Below are 15,652 nucleotides of genomic sequence, written 5' to 3'. Positions count from 1 at the left end.
GGGTTTACCCGCGAAGAAGCCAGCACAAAATGGCCTGCTCAAGGACAACAGAAACATGGAACACCTGACCACGTTGAAAACCCTGCACATCATCGCCACCGCCCTGCTGCTGCTGGGCGCCCTTGGCCTGGCGATCTGGACGCTGCGCGCCCGCCGCCAGGGCGATGCCCAGGCCTATGCCAAGCTGCTGCGCCGGCCGCTGGTGTTCGTCTGGCTGGTGATGGGCCTGTGCCTGGTGAGCATGCCGTTCACCGGCTGGTGGCTGGTGCATTTGGTGGGCTGGCCTTTGGGGCAGACCTGGGTGCTGGCTTCCAGCGTCATCTATACGGTTGGCGCGTTTGCCGTTTGGTGGCTGCTGGTAAGGTTGAACCGCCTGCGCAAGGCTGAGGTGGTGGGGTTGCGGTTTACCTTGGCATTGGCGGTGTTCAGCGGGGTTTGTTTCCTGTCCATTGCTGGGCTGATGGGGGCCAAGCCCGTCTGACAGCCTTGTGTTGCTTGTGCTGGCCTCTTCGCGGGTAAACCCGCTCCTACAAAGATCACACCGCTTGTTGTAGGAGCGGCGGTGCGGCGATCCGATTTACCCGCGAAGAGGCCAGCACAGGAAAACCTCAATCCCTCAGCGAAACCACCGGCCACCCCTGCTTCCCGGCCTCGGCCCGCAGCTTCGGGTCGGGGTCCACCGCCACCGCATGCGTCACCCGCTGCAGCAGCGGCACATCATTCATCGAGTCGCTATAGAAGTAGCTGTCCTCAAGATCAAAACCGTTCTCCAGCATCCACCGCTCCAGCCGCGTCACCTTGCCTTCACGGAAACAGGGTATATCGGTACTACGCCCGGTATAGCGGCCATCGTGCATCTCGCATTCGGTTGCCAGCAGCACGCGAACCCCAAGGCGCCGGGCAATGGGTGCGGTGACGAAGCGGTTGGTGGCGGTGATGATCACCAACTGGTCACCCGCCTCACGGTGATGCTGCAGCAAGGCCAAGGCCTTGGGCAGGATGATCGGCTCGATGCAGTCGCGCATGAAGTCGCGGTGCCATTCGTCGAGCTGGGCCATGGGCGTTGCCGCCAGGATCTCCATGGAAAAGGCCAGGTAGGCCTGCAGGTCCAGGCTGCCGTTGAGGTAGTCCTGGTAGAAGCCATCGTTGCGTTGCTTGTAGGCGACCGGGTCGAGAATGCCTCGCTGGCAAAGGTAGTCACCCCAGGCATGGTCGCTGTCGCCACCGAGGAGGGTATTGTCCAGGTCGAATAAAGCCAGGCGCATCGCGGTCACTCGCATCAGCCACAGGGTAGGCCCGCAGAATACGGAGTTTTCACGCTGCTGCACATAAGCTTGGCGGGCGCGTTGCTGCGCTCGCAGGCTTTGTGGAACAATGCGGTGACATGCGTTTGCGAGGTTGCTGCCGTGATCGACCCGGATGGTTTTCGCCCCAATGTCGGGATCATTCTCACGAATGATGCCGGGCAGGTGCTATGGGCTCGGCGGATCAACCAGGATGCCTGGCAATTCCCACAGGGTGGTATCAACCCTGACGAGACGCCGGAAGACGCCCTGTACCGCGAGCTGAACGAAGAAGTTGGCCTTGAACGCGATGATGTGGAAATTCTTGCCTGCACCCGTGGCTGGTTGCGTTATCGTTTACCCCAGCGACTGGTGCGTACCCACAGCCAGCCGCTGTGCATCGGGCAGAAGCAGAAGTGGTTCCTGCTGCGCCTGGTCAGCAACGAACAACGGGTGCGGATGGACCTGACCGGCAAGCCGGAATTCGACGGCTGGCGCTGGGTCAGCTATTGGTACCCGCTGGGCCAGGTTGTGACATTCAAGCGCGAGGTCTACCGACGCGCCCTGAAAGAGCTAGCACCGCGTCTGCTGACGCGCGACTGACGACGGAGTTCGACCCCGAGCCATGCTCAATACGCTGCGCAAGATCGTCCAGGAAGTAAACTCCGCCAAAGATCTCAAGTCGGCGTTGGGGATCATTGTCTTGCGCGTCAAGGAGGCCATGGGCAGCCAGGTCTGCTCGGTCTACCTGCTCGACCCGGAAACCAACCGCTTTGTGCTGATGGCCAGCGAAGGCCTGAACAAGCGGTCCATCGGCAAGGTCAGTATGGCCCCCAACGAGGGCCTGGTGGGCCTGGTCGGTACCCGGGAAGAGCCACTGAACCTGGAAAACGCCGCCGATCACCCGCGTTACCGCTATTTTGCCGAAACCGGCGAAGAGAAATTCGCTTCCTTCCTGGGTGCACCGATCATTCACCACCGCCGTGTGGTCGGGGTATTGGTCATCCAGCAAAAGGAGCGCCGCCAGTTCGATGAGGGCGAAGAGGCCTTCCTGGTTACCATGAGCGCCCAGCTCGCCGGGGTTATCGCCCACGCCGAGGCCACCGGCTCGATCCGTGGCCTGGGGCGCCAGGGCAAGGGCATCCAGGAAGCACGCTTTGTCGGTGTGCCGGGCTCGCCAGGCGCCGCTGTGGGGCGTGCGGTGGTGATGCTGCCGCCGGCCGACCTTGAAGTGGTGCCAGACAAGACCGTCGATGACATCGACGCCGAGCTGAAACTGTTCCAGAACGCCCTTGAAGGCGTGCGCGACGACATGCGCAAGCTATCGGCCAAGCTGGCTACCCAGCTACGCCCGGAAGAGCGCGCGCTGTTCGATGTGTACCTGATGATGCTCGAAGACGCAGCCTTGGGCGGCGAGGTGACCGAGGTCATCAAGACCGGCCAGTGGGCTCAGGGCGCCCTGCGTCAGGTGGTGGGCGAGCACGTCAACCGCTTCGAGCTGATGGACGATGACTACCTGCGTGAGCGTGCCTCCGACGTCAAGGATCTCGGTCGGCGCCTGCTGGCCTACCTGCAGGAAGCCCGCTCGCAGTCGCTGGTGTACGCCGACAACACCATCCTGGTCAGCGAAGAGCTTACCCCGGCCATGCTCGGCGAAGTACCGGAAGGCAAGCTGGTCGGCCTGGTCTCGGTACTGGGTTCGGGCAACTCGCACGTCGCCATCCTCGCGCGCGCCATGGGCATCCCCACGGTCATGGGCCTGGTCGACTTGCCGTATTCCAAGGTCGACGGCATAGAGCTGATCGTCGACGGCTACAAGGGTGAAGTCTTCACCAACCCCAGTGACGTGTTGCGCAAGCAATACAGCGATGTGGTTGAAGAAGAGCGCCAGCTGGCCCAAGGCCTGGATGCCCTGCGCGAACTGCCGTGCGTCACCCCTGACGGCCACCGTATGCCGCTGTGGGTCAACACCGGCCTGCTCGCCGACGTGGCCCGTGCCCAGCAGCGCGGCGCCGAAGGGGTTGGCCTGTACCGCACCGAAGTGCCGTTCATGATCAACCAGCGCTTCCCCAGCGAAAAAGAGCAGCTGGCCATCTACCGTGAGCAGTTGGCGGCCTTCCATCCGTTGCCGGTGACCATGCGCACCCTCGACATCGGTGGCGACAAGGCGCTGTCGTACTTCCCGATCAAGGAAGAAAACCCGTTCCTCGGCTGGCGCGGCATTCGCGTTACCCTCGACCACCCGGAAATCTTCCTGGTGCAGACCCGCGCCATGCTCAAGGCCAGCGAAGGCCTGAACAACCTGCGCATCCTGCTGCCAATGATTTCCGGCATTCATGAGTTGGAAGAAGCATTGCACCTGATCCACCGTGCCTGGGGCGAAGTGCGTGACGAAGGCACCGACGTGCCGATGCCGCCGGTGGGCGTGATGGTGGAAATCCCTGCGGCGGTGTACCAGACCAAGGAATTGGCGCGGCAGGTGGACTTCCTGTCGGTCGGCTCCAACGACCTGACCCAGTACCTGCTGGCGGTGGACCGCAACAACCCACGGGTCGCCGACCTGTACGACTACCTGCACCCGGCGGTGCTGCAGGCGCTGAACACCGTGGTGCGCGACGCCCATGGTGAAGGCAAGCCGGTAAGCATTTGCGGCGAGATGGCCGGTGACCCGGCGGCAGCGATCCTGTTGATGGCGATGGGCTTTGACAGCTTGTCGATGAACGCCACCAACCTGCCGAAGGTGAAGTGGATGCTGCGCCAGGTGAACATGAGCAAGGCCAAGGAGCTGTTGGTTGAAGCCTTGAGCCATGACAACCCGCAGGTTATCCACAGCTCGCTGCAGCTGGCCCTGAAGAACCTTGGGTTGGCGCGGATGATTGGGCCTGGGGCCAATAAAACCCTGTGAGGGGGATGTTGCCTGGGCGGGCCTCTTCGCGGGTAAACCCGCTCCTACAATGGATTGCGTAAGCCAGATGTGGCGCGATCCCTTGTAGGAGCGGGTTCACCCGCGAAGAGGCCCGCCCAGGCAACATCAAATGCTCAGACCAGAAGCTCAACTTCCCCCAAATGCCCACCAAACGGCCCGAAACTGCGCTCAATCAGCCGCCTTCTGCCCTGATCATCCACAATCAGCACCGTACTCGCCCGCGTCCCATAATTCTGGCTGGCAATAAACACACTCGACAGCAGCTTCTCGGTCGCCACCCCCACCCCCGTCTCCGGTAGATCACCATCGGCCGCAGGCTCGCCATCAGCCAGCAACGCCAACAACAGATGGGGCTCCGGCGTTTCCAGCAACCCCTCCAGCCCGCTACGCGCCTTCACCAGCTTCGGCCACGGCGTATCCAGCCCGGCATTGGAAAGCCCGTACACCCCGGCCTCCAGCAAGCGTGGCGCCGCGCCCCGGGCATGCAGGTAACCCAGCTGCCGCCCATCACCCACCAGCAGGTTGAACCCCGAATACTGCCCACTGCGGCTGGCCACCTGGTCCAGATAAGCCTCGACCCCCAGCTCACCCTGCAGGTACGCCGCCACCAGCTCGCCCCGCGAGCGCGGCCCCAGCGCCTGCCCCGGGTCACGGATATTGGTCAGGGCCGCAAAGCGCCCCTGCGGGCCCACACCCAGCCAGGTGCCACCGGCCTCCAGGTCGCGCCCGGCATGCACCCCGGGCGCATCCTCCCAGGCCGCCAGGGCCTGGGTAGGGCGGGCATAGAACTCGTCGCGGTTGGCCGCCACGATCAGCGGCAGGGCATACCCCGGCCGCCAGGCGAATACGATCAGGCACATCGGTTGGGCCTCTGTGTTTTTTGCCACTGTACCCACAGCGGCGGGGCGGATCCATCCTGACACAGACTTCACTAGAGCCTCGAACCCAGCTTCCGTTACCATGCCGGATTGATTTCTCGGGGAAGCCGAATGGAATTCGTGCTCTATCTGCTATTGGGCGCCTGTGCCGGTGTGCTGGCCGGGCTGTTCGGCGTGGGCGGCGGCATCATCATCGTGCCGGTGCTGGTGTTCAGCTTCACCCTGCAGGGCTTCGACGCCTCGGTGCTGACCCACCTGGCGGTCGGTACGTCGCTGGCAACCATCGTTTTCACCTCGATCAACGCCGTGCTCGAGCACCACCGCAAGGGTGCGGTGCAATGGCCGATCTTCGCCTGGATGACTCTCGGCATCCTCCTTGGCGCCGGTGTCGGCGCCAAGACCGCCTCTTTGATCCAGGGCCCGTTGTTGCAGAAGATCATTGGCGTGTTCGCGTTGGTCATCGCTGCGCAGATGGCCTTGGACTTCAAACCCAAAGCCAGCCGTGGAATCCCTGGCAAACCCGCGTTGATCGGGGCCGGTGGCGTAATCGGCTGGGCCTCGGCCATTTTCGGCATCGGCGGCGGTTCGCTGACTGTACCGTTCCTGACCTGGCGCAGCCTGCCCATGCAGCAGGCGGTGGCCACGTCCTCGGCCTGCGGCCTGCCGATTGCCGTGGCCAGCGCCCTGAGCTTCATGCTGCTGGGCTGGCACGAGGAGCACCTGCCGGCCCACAGCCTGGGTTACGTGTACCTGCCGGCGCTGGTCGGCATTGCCGTGACCAGCATGTTTTTTGCCCGCTTCGGCGCGCGCCTGGCGCACAAGCTGTCGCCACGTCTGTTGAAACGCCTGTTCGCAGCCCTGCTGTTCTGTGTCGGCCTCAGCTTTTTGATTTGAATCGAGAGGAAGTTCCATGCTGCCTTACCCGCAGATAGACCCCGTGGCCGTGGCCATCGGGCCGCTGAAAATCCATTGGTACGGCCTGATGTACCTGATCGGCATCGGCGGCGCCTGGCTGTTGGCCTCGCGCCGGCTGAACCGCTTCGATGCTACATGGAGCCGCGAGAAGCTCTCCGACCTGGTGTTCTGGCTGTCGATGGGTGTGATCGTGGGTGGCCGCCTGGGCTACGTGCTGTTCTACGACCTGCACGCCTACCTGGCCAACCCGACGCTGATCTTCGAAGTGTGGAAGGGCGGCATGTCGTTCCACGGCGGCTTCATTGGCGTGATGCTGGCGGCTTTGTGGTTCGGCAAACGCAACAACAAGTCTTTCTTCGAGCTGATGGACTTCGTCGCCCCGCTGGTGCCGATCGGCCTGGGCGCCGGGCGTATCGGCAACTTCATCAACGCCGAGCTGTGGGGCAAGCCTACCGACGTGCCATGGGCGATGATCTTCCCGCCGTTCAGCGACCCGGCGCAGCTGCCGCGCCACCCGTCGCAGCTGTATCAGTTCGCTCTGGAAGGCGTAGCGCTGTTCGTCATTCTCTGGCTGTTCTCGCGCAAGCCGCGGCCAACCATGGCGGTGTCCGGCATGTTTGCGCTGTTCTACGGCATCTTCCGCTTCATTGTCGAATTCGTCCGTGTGCCGGACGCGCAACTGGGTTATATCGCCTGGGGCTGGCTAACCATGGGTCAGATTCTCTGCGTGCCGATGATCCTCGCTGGCCTTGGCCTGATCTGGTGGGCTTATAATCGCAAGCCTACGGCGAAACCCGCCTGATTAATCCCACGGCAGGGGCGATCCCCCTGCCGTTTTGCTACAGGTAAGCCATGAAACAGTATCTGGACCTGGTCCGCGACGTTATCGACAACGGCACGCTGCAGGAAAACCGCACCGGCATCCGCACCATCAGCCTGCCGGGCGCGATGCTGCGTTTCGACCTGCAAAAGGGCTTTCCGGCCATTACCACGCGCAAGCTGGCGTTCAAGTCGGCAATCGGCGAAATGGTCGGGTTCCTGCGTGGCGTGAAGAACGCCGGTGAATTCCGCGAGCTGGGCTGCAAGGTCTGGGACCAGAATGCCAACGAAAACGCCCAGTGGCTGGCCAACCCGTTCCGCCAGGGCCATGACGACCTGGGCGAGATCTATGGCGTGCAATGGCGCCAGTGGCCGGGCTACAAGCGCATTCCGCTGAGCAACCCCGCGGCCATCGAAATGGCCGAGAAGGCGGGCTTCCGCAAGATTGCCCAGGACGAAGAGGACGGCGTTGCATTCGTCATCTTGTACAAGGCCATCGACCAGGTGCGCCAGTGCCTGGACGCCATCGCCAATGACCCGGGCAGCCGCCGTATCCTGTTCCACGGCTGGAACTGCGCGCAGCTGGACGAAATGGCCCTGCCGCCGTGCCACCTGCTGTACCAGTTCCACCCGAATGTCGAGACGAAGGAAATTTCCCTGACCCTCTACATCCGCTCCAATGACCTGGGCCTGGGCACACCGTTCAACCTCACCGAGGGCGCGGCGCTGCTGTCGCTGTTCGGCCGCCTCACCGGCTACACCCCGCGCTGGTTCACCTACTTCATTGGTGATGCCCATGTGTATGAAAACCACCTGGACATGCTCAACGAGCAGCTCAAGCGCGAGCCGCTGGAGGCGCCGAAGCTGGTGATCAGCGACCGTGTGCCGGCGTTTGCCGAAACCGGCAAGTATGAGCCGGAGTGGCTGGAGAAGATCGAGCCGGGTGATTTCTGGCTGGAAGGGTATGAGCACCATGCGCCGATGACGGCGCCGATGGCGGTCTGATACATCTTTATCGCCTGAACTGGCCTATTCGCGGGTGAATCGGATCGCCGCACCGCCGCTCCTACAGGTACTACACAGGCCCAGGCCTTGTGCAATCCTTGTGGGAGCGGCGGTGCGGCGATCCGATTCACCCGCGAAGCTTTTGGCTCAATGCCCGTGACTTCGCCCCACATGCGAATGCTCGGTATCCGGCACCGATACCGCCCCGTTCGTCTCCAGTTGCTGCAAGATCGCGCACTCTGCCCCCTGCGCATTGCAGCGCCGCCGCAGCTCTACCAGCTGCTCCTGCAACGCAACCAGCCCATCAATCCGCGCCTGCACATGCTCGATATGCTCATCGATCAGCGCATTGACGCTGCCGCACGAATCATCCGGGCTGTCGCGCAGGCGTAGCAGGCTGCGGATTTCGTCCAAGGTCATGTCCAGTGTGCGGCAGTTGCGGATGAAGGTCAGCCGTTCCACATGGGCCTGGGTGTATAGCCGGTAGTTGCCCTCGCTGCGTGCCGGCTCTGGCAGCAGGTTTTCCCGCTCGTAGTAGCGGATGGTTTCCACCGCGCAGTCGGTGGCTTTGGCCAGTTCTCCGATCTTCATCACGAAATCTCCAGCAAGTGGCTTGACCCTATAGTGGCTACAGGGTGTTCACTTGGCAACAGGCTCAAATTAAGGATGACCCCATGAACCAGCCTGTCAGCCACGAACACAAGCACGACCACCACGCCCACAGCTGCTGTGGCGCTGCCGCTGCGCCCGCGAAAGTGCAACTGAGCGAAACGGCCAGTAGCCACGCCCAGCTCAGCCGTTTCCGTATCGAGGCCATGGACTGCCCCACCGAGCAGACCCTGATCCAGGACAAGCTGGGCAAGCTGGCCGGTATCGAGCAGCTGGAATTCAACCTGATCAACCGCGTGCTTGGCGTGCGCCATACCTTGAACGGCACTGCCGACATTGAGCGGGCAATCGACAGCCTGGGCATGAAAGCCGAGCCGATTGGCGCCGAGGAAGACGGCAGCGCCAGCACGCCACAGCTGGCCAAGACCCGCTGGTGGCCGCTGGCGTTGTCGGGTATTGCCGCGATTGCTGCCGAAATCGTGCACTTTTCCGCACTGGCCCCTGAGTGGGTGGTGGCGGCACTGGCGCTGGCAGCGATCCTTGGCTGCGGCCTGGGTACCTACAAGAAGGGCTGGATTGCCCTGAAAAACCGTAACCTCAACATCAACGCGCTGATGAGCATTGCCGTGACCGGCGCAGTGCTGATCGGCCAATGGCCAGAAGCGGCCATGGTGATGGTGCTGTTCACCGTCGCCGAGCTGATCGAGGCCCGCTCGCTGGATCGCGCCCGCAATGCCATCAGCGGGTTGATGCAGCTGACCCCGGACATGGCTACGGTGCAGCAGGCTGATGGCCAGTGGCGCGAGGTGGAAGTACGTGAGGTGGCCCTCGGCGCTTTGGTGCGGGTACGCCCCGGCGAACGCATTGGCCTGGACGGTGAAGTGACCAGTGGGCAATCCAGCGTCGATCAGGCGCCGATCACCGGCGAAAGTCTGCCTGTGGAAAAGGCGGTGGGCGACAAGCTGTTCGCCGGTACCATCAACCAGGCGGGTGCGCTGGAGTTTCGTGTCACCGCCGCTGCCGGGCAATCGACCCTGGCGCGGATCATCAAGGCCGTGGAGGAAGCGCAAGGCGCACGGGCGCCTACCCAGCGCTTCGTCGATCGCTTTTCGCGTATCTACACCCCAGTGGTGTTCGCCATCGCCCTGGCCGTGGCGGTAATCCCGCCGCTATTCATGGCCGGCGCCTGGTTCGACTGGGTTTACCGCGCCCTGGTGCTGCTGGTGGTGGCGTGCCCATGCGCCCTGGTGATCTCGACCCCGGTGACCATTGTCAGTGGCCTGGCTGCTGCTGCGCGCAAAGGCATCCTGATCAAGGGCGGCGTGTATCTGGAAGGCGGTCGCCACCTGGACTTCCTGGCCTTGGACAAGACCGGCACCATCACTCACGGCAAGCCGGTGCAGACCAATGCCAAGGTGCTGGAGCCGCTGTTCGAAGGCCGCGCGCAAGCCCTGGCCGCCAGCCTGGGCGAGCGTTCGGACCACCCGGTTTCCCGCGCCATAGCCCAGTACGGCAAGGAGCAAGGCCTGGCCTTGAGCGAGGTCGATGATTTCGCCGCCCTGGCTGGCCGTGGTGTGCGCGGTACCATCGCCGGCGAGGTCTACCACCTGGGCAACCACCGGCTGGTCGAGGAGCTGGGGTTGTGTTCGCCTGAGCTGGAAGCCCAACTGGATGCGCTGGAGCGCCAAGGCAAGACCGTGGTGCTGTTGCTGGATCACTCCGGTCCCCTGGCCCTGTTCGCCGTGGCCGACACGGTCAAGGACAGCAGCCGCCAGGCCATCGCCGAACTGCATGAGCTGGGCATCAAGACTGTCATGCTGACCGGTGACAATCCGCATACCGCCCAGGCCATCGCTGCTGTGGTGGGTATCGACTGCGCCGAAGGCAACCTGCTGCCTGCCGACAAGCTCAACAGCATCGAAACCCTGTACGCCCAGGGCCATCGGGTAGGCATGGTGGGTGACGGCATCAACGATGCGCCGGCATTGGCCCGCGCCGAGATCGGCTTTGCCATGGCGGCGGCGGGTACCGACACGGCCATCGAGACTGCCGACGTGGCGCTGATGGACGACGACTTGCGGAAAATCCCGGCCTTCGTCAGGCTGTCGCGCCAAAGTGCGGCGATCCTCATGCAGAACATCGTTCTGGCGTTGGGCATCAAGGCGATATTCCTGGCGATCACCTTTGCCGGCATGGCCACCATGTGGATGGCGGTGTTCGCCGACATGGGCGTGAGCCTGCTGGTGGTGTTCAACGGCTTGCGCCTGCTGCGCAAATAGAGGACGTGCATGCTGAGTTCGGAGCTGAAAGCCTTCTACATGGTGGCCCGCCTGGGCAGCATCACCCTGGCGGCGAAGAAGCTCGGGCTCAGCCAGCCGACGGTGACCACGCAGATTCGCAACCTGGAAAGCCAGTACGCGGTGGAGCTGTTCTACCGCGGCGGGCGGCGCCTGGTGTTGAGCGAGGAGGGCGTGCGCCTGCTGCCGATGGTCAAGGCGCTGTTGCAGCAGGAGGCCGACATCGAGTTCGAACTGCGCAACAGTGGCCAGGCCCAGGGCAGCCTGCGCATTGCGGCCACGGCGCCTTACTACATTCTCGACCTGGTGAAGATCTACCGCGAACGCCTGCCGCAGGTGGAAGTGGCGGTGGAGATCGGCAACTCGCAGCAGGTGCTGGAAATGCTTGAGGACTATCGGGTGGATATCGCCGCTTCGTCGCAGCTGGTGGAAGACGCACGGCTGGTGCGGCGGGTGCTGGGCACTGACCCGCTGGTGGTGGCGGTGCACCGCAACCACCCGCTGGCCCATCGTCAGGCTGTGTCCATCGAGGCGATGGCTGGGCATTGCCTGCTGATGCGCGAGAAGGGCTCGACCACGCGCAAGCTGACCGAGCAGATGATGCAGGAAGCGGGGGTGAAAGCCGGGGCGCTGCTGGAAATCGGCAGCCGCGAGTCGATCCGCGAGGCGGTGCTGCGCAACATCGGTATCAGCGTGATTGCCCGGCATGAGGTGCCGCATAACCCGGAATTGCGGGTGCTGGCGCTGGAGAATGCGCCGGTGATGCATGAGTACCTGTATTGCCTGAAGGAACGGCGCCAGGCCCGGTTGCCGGCGGCATTCCTGGGGGTGGCGCAGGAAGTGGCCGGTTCACACTTCTAGATTTGTGTTGGCTTCTTCGCGGGTAAACCCGCTCCTACATTTATTGGGTACACGCTGGCCTTTGTAGGAGCGGGTTTACCCGCGAAGAGGCCCGCACAGACCAATACAAAATCTGCCTATACCACTATCACCGGCTTTTGCCCAAAAGCCACAGAACCTTCGCACAGCCTTCCTAGCATGGCCCCCATCTCTTCGATGAGGCCCTGCCATGAACCACACCACCCCCGGCGCACAGATGAAAGTGCGCAACATCCACAAACGCTTCGGCGCCTTCACCGCGCTCAACGATGTGTCGCTGGACATCGCCGCCGGCGAACTGGTGTGCCTGCTCGGCCCGTCCGGCTGTGGCAAGACCACGCTACTGCGCTGCATCGCCGGCCTGGAGCGCCAGGACCGCGGCACGCTGTACATCGGCGAACGCGATATCTCCGAGCTGCCACCCCAGGCCCGTGACTACGGCATCCTGTTCCAGTCCTACGCGCTGTTCCCCAACCTGACCGTCGAAGCCAACATCGCCTACGGCCTGACCGGCAGTGGCCGCGAACAGGCCCGCCAGCGGGTGGCCGAAATGCTCGAACTGGTAGGCCTGGCCGGCAGCGAAAAGAAATACCCCGGCCAGCTTTCCGGTGGCCAGCAGCAACGTGTGGCCCTGGCCCGCGCGCTGGCACCATCGCCGTCGCTGCTGCTGCTCGACGAGCCGATGTCGGCATTGGACGCCCGGGTGCGCGAGCACCTGTGCACCGAGCTGCGCCAGCTGCAGCGCCAACTGGGCATCACCACGCTGATGGTTACCCACAACCAGGACGAGGCCATGCTGATGGCCGACCGCATTGCGGTGATGAACAACGGCCAGGTCGAGCAGTACGCCACTGCGCAGGAAATCTACGACCAGCCCGCCACGCCGTTCGTCGCCGAGTTCGTCGGCCAGGGCAACTGGCTGCCGTTTCAGCGCAGCGGTGACAGCCATGCCCAGGTCGGTGCCATGAGCATGCGCCTGGCACCGGGCTCGGCCCGGGCCAGCAGTGGCCGGCTGTTCTGCCGCCCGGAGGCGATCACGGTCAACCCGGTAGTACATGAGGAGAACCTGTTCCCGGCCATGGTCCGCGAAATCACCTTCCTCGGTAACCGATGCCGCATGAGCTTTGAGCTCAAGGCCCTGCCAGGCCATGCACTGCTGGCCGAGCTGGCCCCCGAGGCCATGCCGCGCCTGGGCTCGCAGGATATCTGGGTGGCGTTGCCGCCGCAGAGCCTGCAGGTGTTTGCCTGAGATGGCCGCGCCAATGTCCCTGCCGCTGAGCCAGGCCAAAGCCGCGCCGCGTGCTGGCGTCGCCCTGGGTGACCGGTTGTTCGTCGTCGGCGGCAAGAGCCTGCTGCTGATCCTGTTGGTGCTGGCCGTGCTGATGCCATTGCTGGCCATTTTCTGGAAAGGCTTCAGTGGTGAAGCTGGCCAGGGCGGTGGCTTGCTGGCCGCCCGTGAACTGTTCGCCAGCGACAACTTCCACTGGTTGCTCGGCAACAGCCTGTCGGTGGCCTTCACGGTCGCGGCTATCGTGGTGCCGCTGGCCTATCTGTTTGCCTATGCCCTGCAACGCACGCTGATTCCGGCCAAGGGCCTGTGGCGGGGGATTTCGCTGCTGCCGTTGCTGGCGCCGTCGATGCTGCCGGCTATCGCTTTGGTCTACCTGTTCGGCAACCAGGGGCTGCTGCGTGGGTTGCTCAGCGACAACATCTACGGCTTCTGGGGCATCGTGCTGGGCGAGGCCATCTACACCTTCCCGCATGCGCTGATGATTTTGCTGTCGGCGCTGTCGCTGGCCGATGCGCGCCTGTTCGACGCGGCGTCCAGCATGGGTGCCGGCCCTTGGCGGGCGTTCACCAGCATCACCTGGCCGGCTACGCGCCAGGCGGTGTTCGCGGCGTTCTGCCTGGTCTTCACCCTGACCATTACCGACTTTGGTGTGCCTGTTGTGGTCGGTGGCGACTATCAGGTGCTGGCGCTGGAGGCCTACAAGGCGGTAGTCGGCCAGCAACAGTTCGGCCGTGGCGCGCTGATCGGCATGGTGCTGCTGCTGCCGGCCCTGTTCAGCTTTACCGTCGATGCCTGGCTGCGCCGGCGCCAGGGCGAGGCCATGAGCGGCCGTGCCCAGGTGTTTGAGCCCAAGCCGTCGCGTGCCCGCGATGCCTGCTTCCTGGCCATCGTGCTGCTGGTGTGCACGGCGTTGCTGCTGGTGATCGGCATGGCGATGTATTCCTCGCTGGTCACCTTCTGGCCCTACAACCTGTCGTTGTCGATGCGCCACTACATGTTCGAGGACACCGCCGGTGGTGGCTGGTTGGCCTACCGCAACAGCGTGACCATGGCCGTTGGTACTGCGCTGATCGGCAGCATCGTGATCTTCACCGGCGCCTACCTGATGGAGAAAACCCAGGGCCAGCGCCTGCTCAACCAGGCACTGCGCCTGCTCAGCTTCATCCCCATGGCCGTGCCAGGGCTGGTGCTGGGCCTGGGTTATGTCTTCTTCTTCAACCTGAACGGCAACCCGCTGCATGTGTTGTATGGCGGCATGGGGCTGCTGATGGTGTGCACCATTGCCCATTACCTGACCACCGCGCAAATGACCGCGACCACCGCCCTGCGCCAGCTCGATGGCGAGTTCGAGGCTGCCGCACTGTCGCTGAAGGCGCCGCTGTACAAGCACTTCCTGCGGGTATCCGTGCCGATCTGCCTGCCGGCGCTGCTGGACATCATCCGCTACCTGTTCGTCTCGGCGATGACCACCGTGTCGGCGGCGATCTTCCTGTACAGCCCCGACACCATCCTGGCGGCCGTCGCCGTGCTGAACATGGATGACGCTGGCAACGTTGGCGGTGCTGCCGCCATGTCCACCCTGATCTTGCTGACCAGCGCCGGCGCTTCACTGCTGCTGGCTGCAGCCTCACGCGGCCTGCTGCGCCGCTCCCAAGCCTGGCGCCAACGCGCCGCGACCGTCTGACCTGTAAGGAACCTACCCATGTACAAGCACCTTGCACTTGCCGCTGCCGTTTCCGCCGTGTTCAGCCTGCAGGCTTCGGCCGCCGGTACCCAGCTGACGGTCTACACCGCGCTGGAAGCCGAACAGCTCAAAAGCTACAAGCAGGCCTTCGAGAAGGCCAACCCGGACATCGAGATCAAGTGGGTCCGTGATTCCACCGGCATCATCACCGCCAAGCTGCTGGCCGAGAAAGACCGCCCGCAAGCCGACGCCGTATGGGGCCTGGCGGCTTCCAGCCTGGCCATTCTCGACCAGAACGGCATGCTTGAAGCCTATGCACCGAAGGACCTGGGCAAGATCGCCGCCTACTACCGCGATGCTGCCAACCCACCAGCCTGGGTGGGCATGGACGTATGGGCCGCCACTATCTGCTTCAATACCATCGAGGCCGAGAAACAGGGCTTGAGCAAGCCGGTGAGCTGGCAGGACCTGACCAAGCCCGAGTACAAGGGCAAGATCGTCATGCCGAACCCGGCTTCGTCGGGTACCGGTTTCCTCGACGTCAGCGCCTGGCTGCAGACTTTCGGCGAGCCACAGGGCTGGGCCTATATGGACGCGCTGCACCAGAACATCGGCCAGTACGTTCACTCCGGCTCCAAACCGTGCAAGCTGGCGGCGGCGGGTGAGTTCCCGATCGGTATCTCGTTCGAGTACCCGGCCGTGCAACTGAAGCGCCAGGGCGCGCCGCTGGATATCGTGTTGCCGAAGGAAGGCCTGGGTTGGGAGATCGAGGCGACTGCGGTGATCAAGGGCTCGCCGAAGGCGGATGCGGCCAAGCGCCTGGCTGATTTCTCGGCCAGCCCGGCGGCCATGGAACTGTACAAGGAGAACTTCGCCGTGCTGGCTGCGCCGGGGATTGCCAAGCCGCAGACCGAGTTGCCGGCGGACTATGAACAGCGGTTGATCAAGAACGACTTTGCCTGGGCATCGAAGAACCGTGACCAGATTTTGGCCGAGTGGCGCAAGCGCTATGACGGCAAGTCGGAGAAGGTGGCCCAGCAGTGATTAGGTGAGGGCTGGCAAGTGC

Annotated in this window: 14 protein-coding genes; 11 read left to right on the top strand and 3 right to left on the bottom strand. The window is 63.6% G+C overall.

Translation table 11 applies throughout. The features are described 5' to 3' along the window. The first annotated feature begins 55 nt into the window (after positions 1–55). Positions 56–481 (top strand): DUF2269 domain-containing protein, encoded by a 426-nt coding sequence (locus ACIP1G_RS01130; RefSeq protein ID WP_400732793.1) that lies wholly within the window; start codon positions 56–58, stop codon positions 479–481. A gap of 127 nt (positions 482–608) precedes the next feature. Here ACIP1G_RS01130 and ACIP1G_RS01125 read toward each other — a convergent pair whose 3' ends face one another. Further along, the gene (locus tag ACIP1G_RS01125; RefSeq protein WP_400732791.1) at positions 609–1,265 is read right to left on the bottom strand and encodes an HAD family hydrolase; all 657 of its coding nucleotides are present in this window, start codon (positions 1,263–1,265) and stop codon (positions 609–611) included. A 141-nt stretch (positions 1,266–1,406) separates the two neighbouring features. On the opposite strand from ACIP1G_RS01125, the gene ACIP1G_RS01120 reads away from it, so the two are divergent. Continuing rightward, the gene (locus ACIP1G_RS01120; RefSeq protein WP_003249017.1) at positions 1,407–1,886 is read left to right on the top strand and encodes an RNA pyrophosphohydrolase; all 480 of its coding nucleotides are present in this window, start codon (positions 1,407–1,409) and stop codon (positions 1,884–1,886) included. A 22-nt stretch (positions 1,887–1,908) separates the two neighbouring features. Beyond that, entirely contained in the window at positions 1,909–4,188 is a 2,280-nt protein-coding gene (gene ptsP / locus ACIP1G_RS01115; RefSeq protein WP_400732788.1) for a phosphoenolpyruvate--protein phosphotransferase, read from the top strand. 134 nt (positions 4,189–4,322) lie between these two features. Here the strand turns inward: ptsP and ACIP1G_RS01110 are convergent, their stop codons facing one another. Then, positions 4,323–5,069 (bottom strand): NRDE family protein, encoded by a 747-nt coding sequence (locus ACIP1G_RS01110; RefSeq protein WP_400732785.1) that lies wholly within the window; start codon positions 5,067–5,069, stop codon positions 4,323–4,325. Between the two features lie 129 nt (positions 5,070–5,198). Here ACIP1G_RS01110 and ACIP1G_RS01105 point away from each other — a divergent pair, with 129 nt between their 5' ends. Genes ACIP1G_RS01105 through ACIP1G_RS01095 form a run of 3 tightly spaced genes read left to right on the top strand, consistent with a single transcriptional unit; the run spans position 5,199 to position 7,826 of the window. Next, positions 5,199–5,981, top strand: coding sequence for a sulfite exporter TauE/SafE family protein (locus ACIP1G_RS01105; RefSeq protein WP_400732783.1), 783 nt, complete (start codon positions 5,199–5,201; stop codon positions 5,979–5,981). A 16-nt stretch (positions 5,982–5,997) separates the two neighbouring features. After that, positions 5,998–6,804 (top strand): prolipoprotein diacylglyceryl transferase, encoded by an 807-nt coding sequence (gene lgt, locus ACIP1G_RS01100; RefSeq protein WP_400732781.1) that lies wholly within the window; start codon positions 5,998–6,000, stop codon positions 6,802–6,804. 50 nt (positions 6,805–6,854) lie between these two features. Continuing rightward, entirely contained in the window at positions 6,855–7,826 is a 972-nt protein-coding gene (locus ACIP1G_RS01095) for a thymidylate synthase (protein WP_400732779.1), read from the top strand. Between the two features lie 147 nt (positions 7,827–7,973). Here the strand turns inward: ACIP1G_RS01095 and cadR are convergent, their stop codons facing one another. Next, entirely contained in the window at positions 7,974–8,417 is a 444-nt protein-coding gene (cadR, locus tag ACIP1G_RS01090; RefSeq protein WP_400732777.1) for a cadmium resistance transcriptional regulator CadR, read from the bottom strand. Positions 8,418–8,500: 83 nt separating this feature from the next. Between cadR and ACIP1G_RS01085 the strand changes: the two genes are divergently transcribed. The 5 genes from ACIP1G_RS01085 (at position 8,501) to ACIP1G_RS01065 (ending at position 15,630) form a co-directional block, all read left to right on the top strand. After that, positions 8,501–10,714 carry a heavy metal translocating P-type ATPase gene (locus ACIP1G_RS01085; protein WP_400732774.1) on the top strand — a complete coding sequence of 738 codons (2,214 nt, stop codon included), beginning with the start codon at positions 8,501–8,503 and terminating at the stop codon, positions 10,712–10,714. Positions 10,715–10,723: 9 nt separating this feature from the next. After that, on the top strand, positions 10,724–11,593 hold the full coding sequence (locus tag ACIP1G_RS01080) for a LysR family transcriptional regulator (RefSeq protein WP_400732771.1): 870 nt from the start codon (positions 10,724–10,726) through the stop codon (positions 11,591–11,593). Positions 11,594–11,801: 208 nt separating this feature from the next. Further along, on the top strand, positions 11,802–12,860 hold the full coding sequence (locus ACIP1G_RS01075) for a putative 2-aminoethylphosphonate ABC transporter ATP-binding protein (RefSeq protein ID WP_400732769.1): 1,059 nt from the start codon (positions 11,802–11,804) through the stop codon (positions 12,858–12,860). Position 12,861: 1 nt separating this feature from the next. After that, positions 12,862–14,586 (top strand): putative 2-aminoethylphosphonate ABC transporter permease subunit, encoded by a 1,725-nt coding sequence (locus ACIP1G_RS01070; RefSeq protein ID WP_400732767.1) that lies wholly within the window; start codon positions 12,862–12,864, stop codon positions 14,584–14,586. Positions 14,587–14,604: 18 nt separating this feature from the next. Continuing rightward, on the top strand, positions 14,605–15,630 hold the full coding sequence (locus ACIP1G_RS01065; RefSeq protein ID WP_400732764.1) for a putative 2-aminoethylphosphonate ABC transporter substrate-binding protein: 1,026 nt from the start codon (positions 14,605–14,607) through the stop codon (positions 15,628–15,630). The last annotated feature ends 22 nt before the right edge of the window (positions 15,631–15,652 follow it).

The organism is Pseudomonas sp. NPDC089392, assembly GCF_044749595.1.
Classification (GTDB): domain Bacteria; phylum Pseudomonadota; class Gammaproteobacteria; order Pseudomonadales; family Pseudomonadaceae; genus Aquipseudomonas.
Note: the sequence above shows the minus strand (reverse complement) of the source record. Positions and strands in the feature narration are given on the sequence as shown.

Bases quoted from the DNA above. Each gene is read 5' to 3' on its own strand.
- ACIP1G_RS01130 (WP_400732793.1), top strand. From the start codon at position 56: ATGGAACACCTGACCACGTTGAAAACCCTGCACATCATCGCCACCGCC.
- ACIP1G_RS01125 (WP_400732791.1), bottom strand. From the start codon at position 1,265: ATGCGCCTGGCTTTATTCGACCTGGACAATACCCTCCTCGGTGGCGAC.
- ptsP (WP_400732788.1), top strand. From the start codon at position 1,909: ATGCTCAATACGCTGCGCAAGATCGTCCAGGAAGTAAACTCCGCCAAA.
- ACIP1G_RS01110 (WP_400732785.1), bottom strand. From the start codon at position 5,069: ATGTGCCTGATCGTATTCGCCTGGCGGCCGGGGTATGCCCTGCCGCTG.
- ACIP1G_RS01105 (WP_400732783.1), top strand. From the start codon at position 5,199: ATGGAATTCGTGCTCTATCTGCTATTGGGCGCCTGTGCCGGTGTGCTG.
- lgt (WP_400732781.1), top strand. From the start codon at position 5,998: ATGCTGCCTTACCCGCAGATAGACCCCGTGGCCGTGGCCATCGGGCCG.
- ACIP1G_RS01095 (WP_400732779.1), top strand. From the start codon at position 6,855: ATGAAACAGTATCTGGACCTGGTCCGCGACGTTATCGACAACGGCACG.
- cadR (WP_400732777.1), bottom strand. From the start codon at position 8,417: ATGAAGATCGGAGAACTGGCCAAAGCCACCGACTGCGCGGTGGAAACC.
- ACIP1G_RS01085 (WP_400732774.1), top strand. From the start codon at position 8,501: ATGAACCAGCCTGTCAGCCACGAACACAAGCACGACCACCACGCCCAC.
- ACIP1G_RS01080 (WP_400732771.1), top strand. From the start codon at position 10,724: ATGCTGAGTTCGGAGCTGAAAGCCTTCTACATGGTGGCCCGCCTGGGC.
- ACIP1G_RS01075 (WP_400732769.1), top strand. From the start codon at position 11,802: ATGAACCACACCACCCCCGGCGCACAGATGAAAGTGCGCAACATCCAC.
- ACIP1G_RS01070 (WP_400732767.1), top strand. From the start codon at position 12,862: ATGGCCGCGCCAATGTCCCTGCCGCTGAGCCAGGCCAAAGCCGCGCCG.
- ACIP1G_RS01065 (WP_400732764.1), top strand. From the start codon at position 14,605: ATGTACAAGCACCTTGCACTTGCCGCTGCCGTTTCCGCCGTGTTCAGC.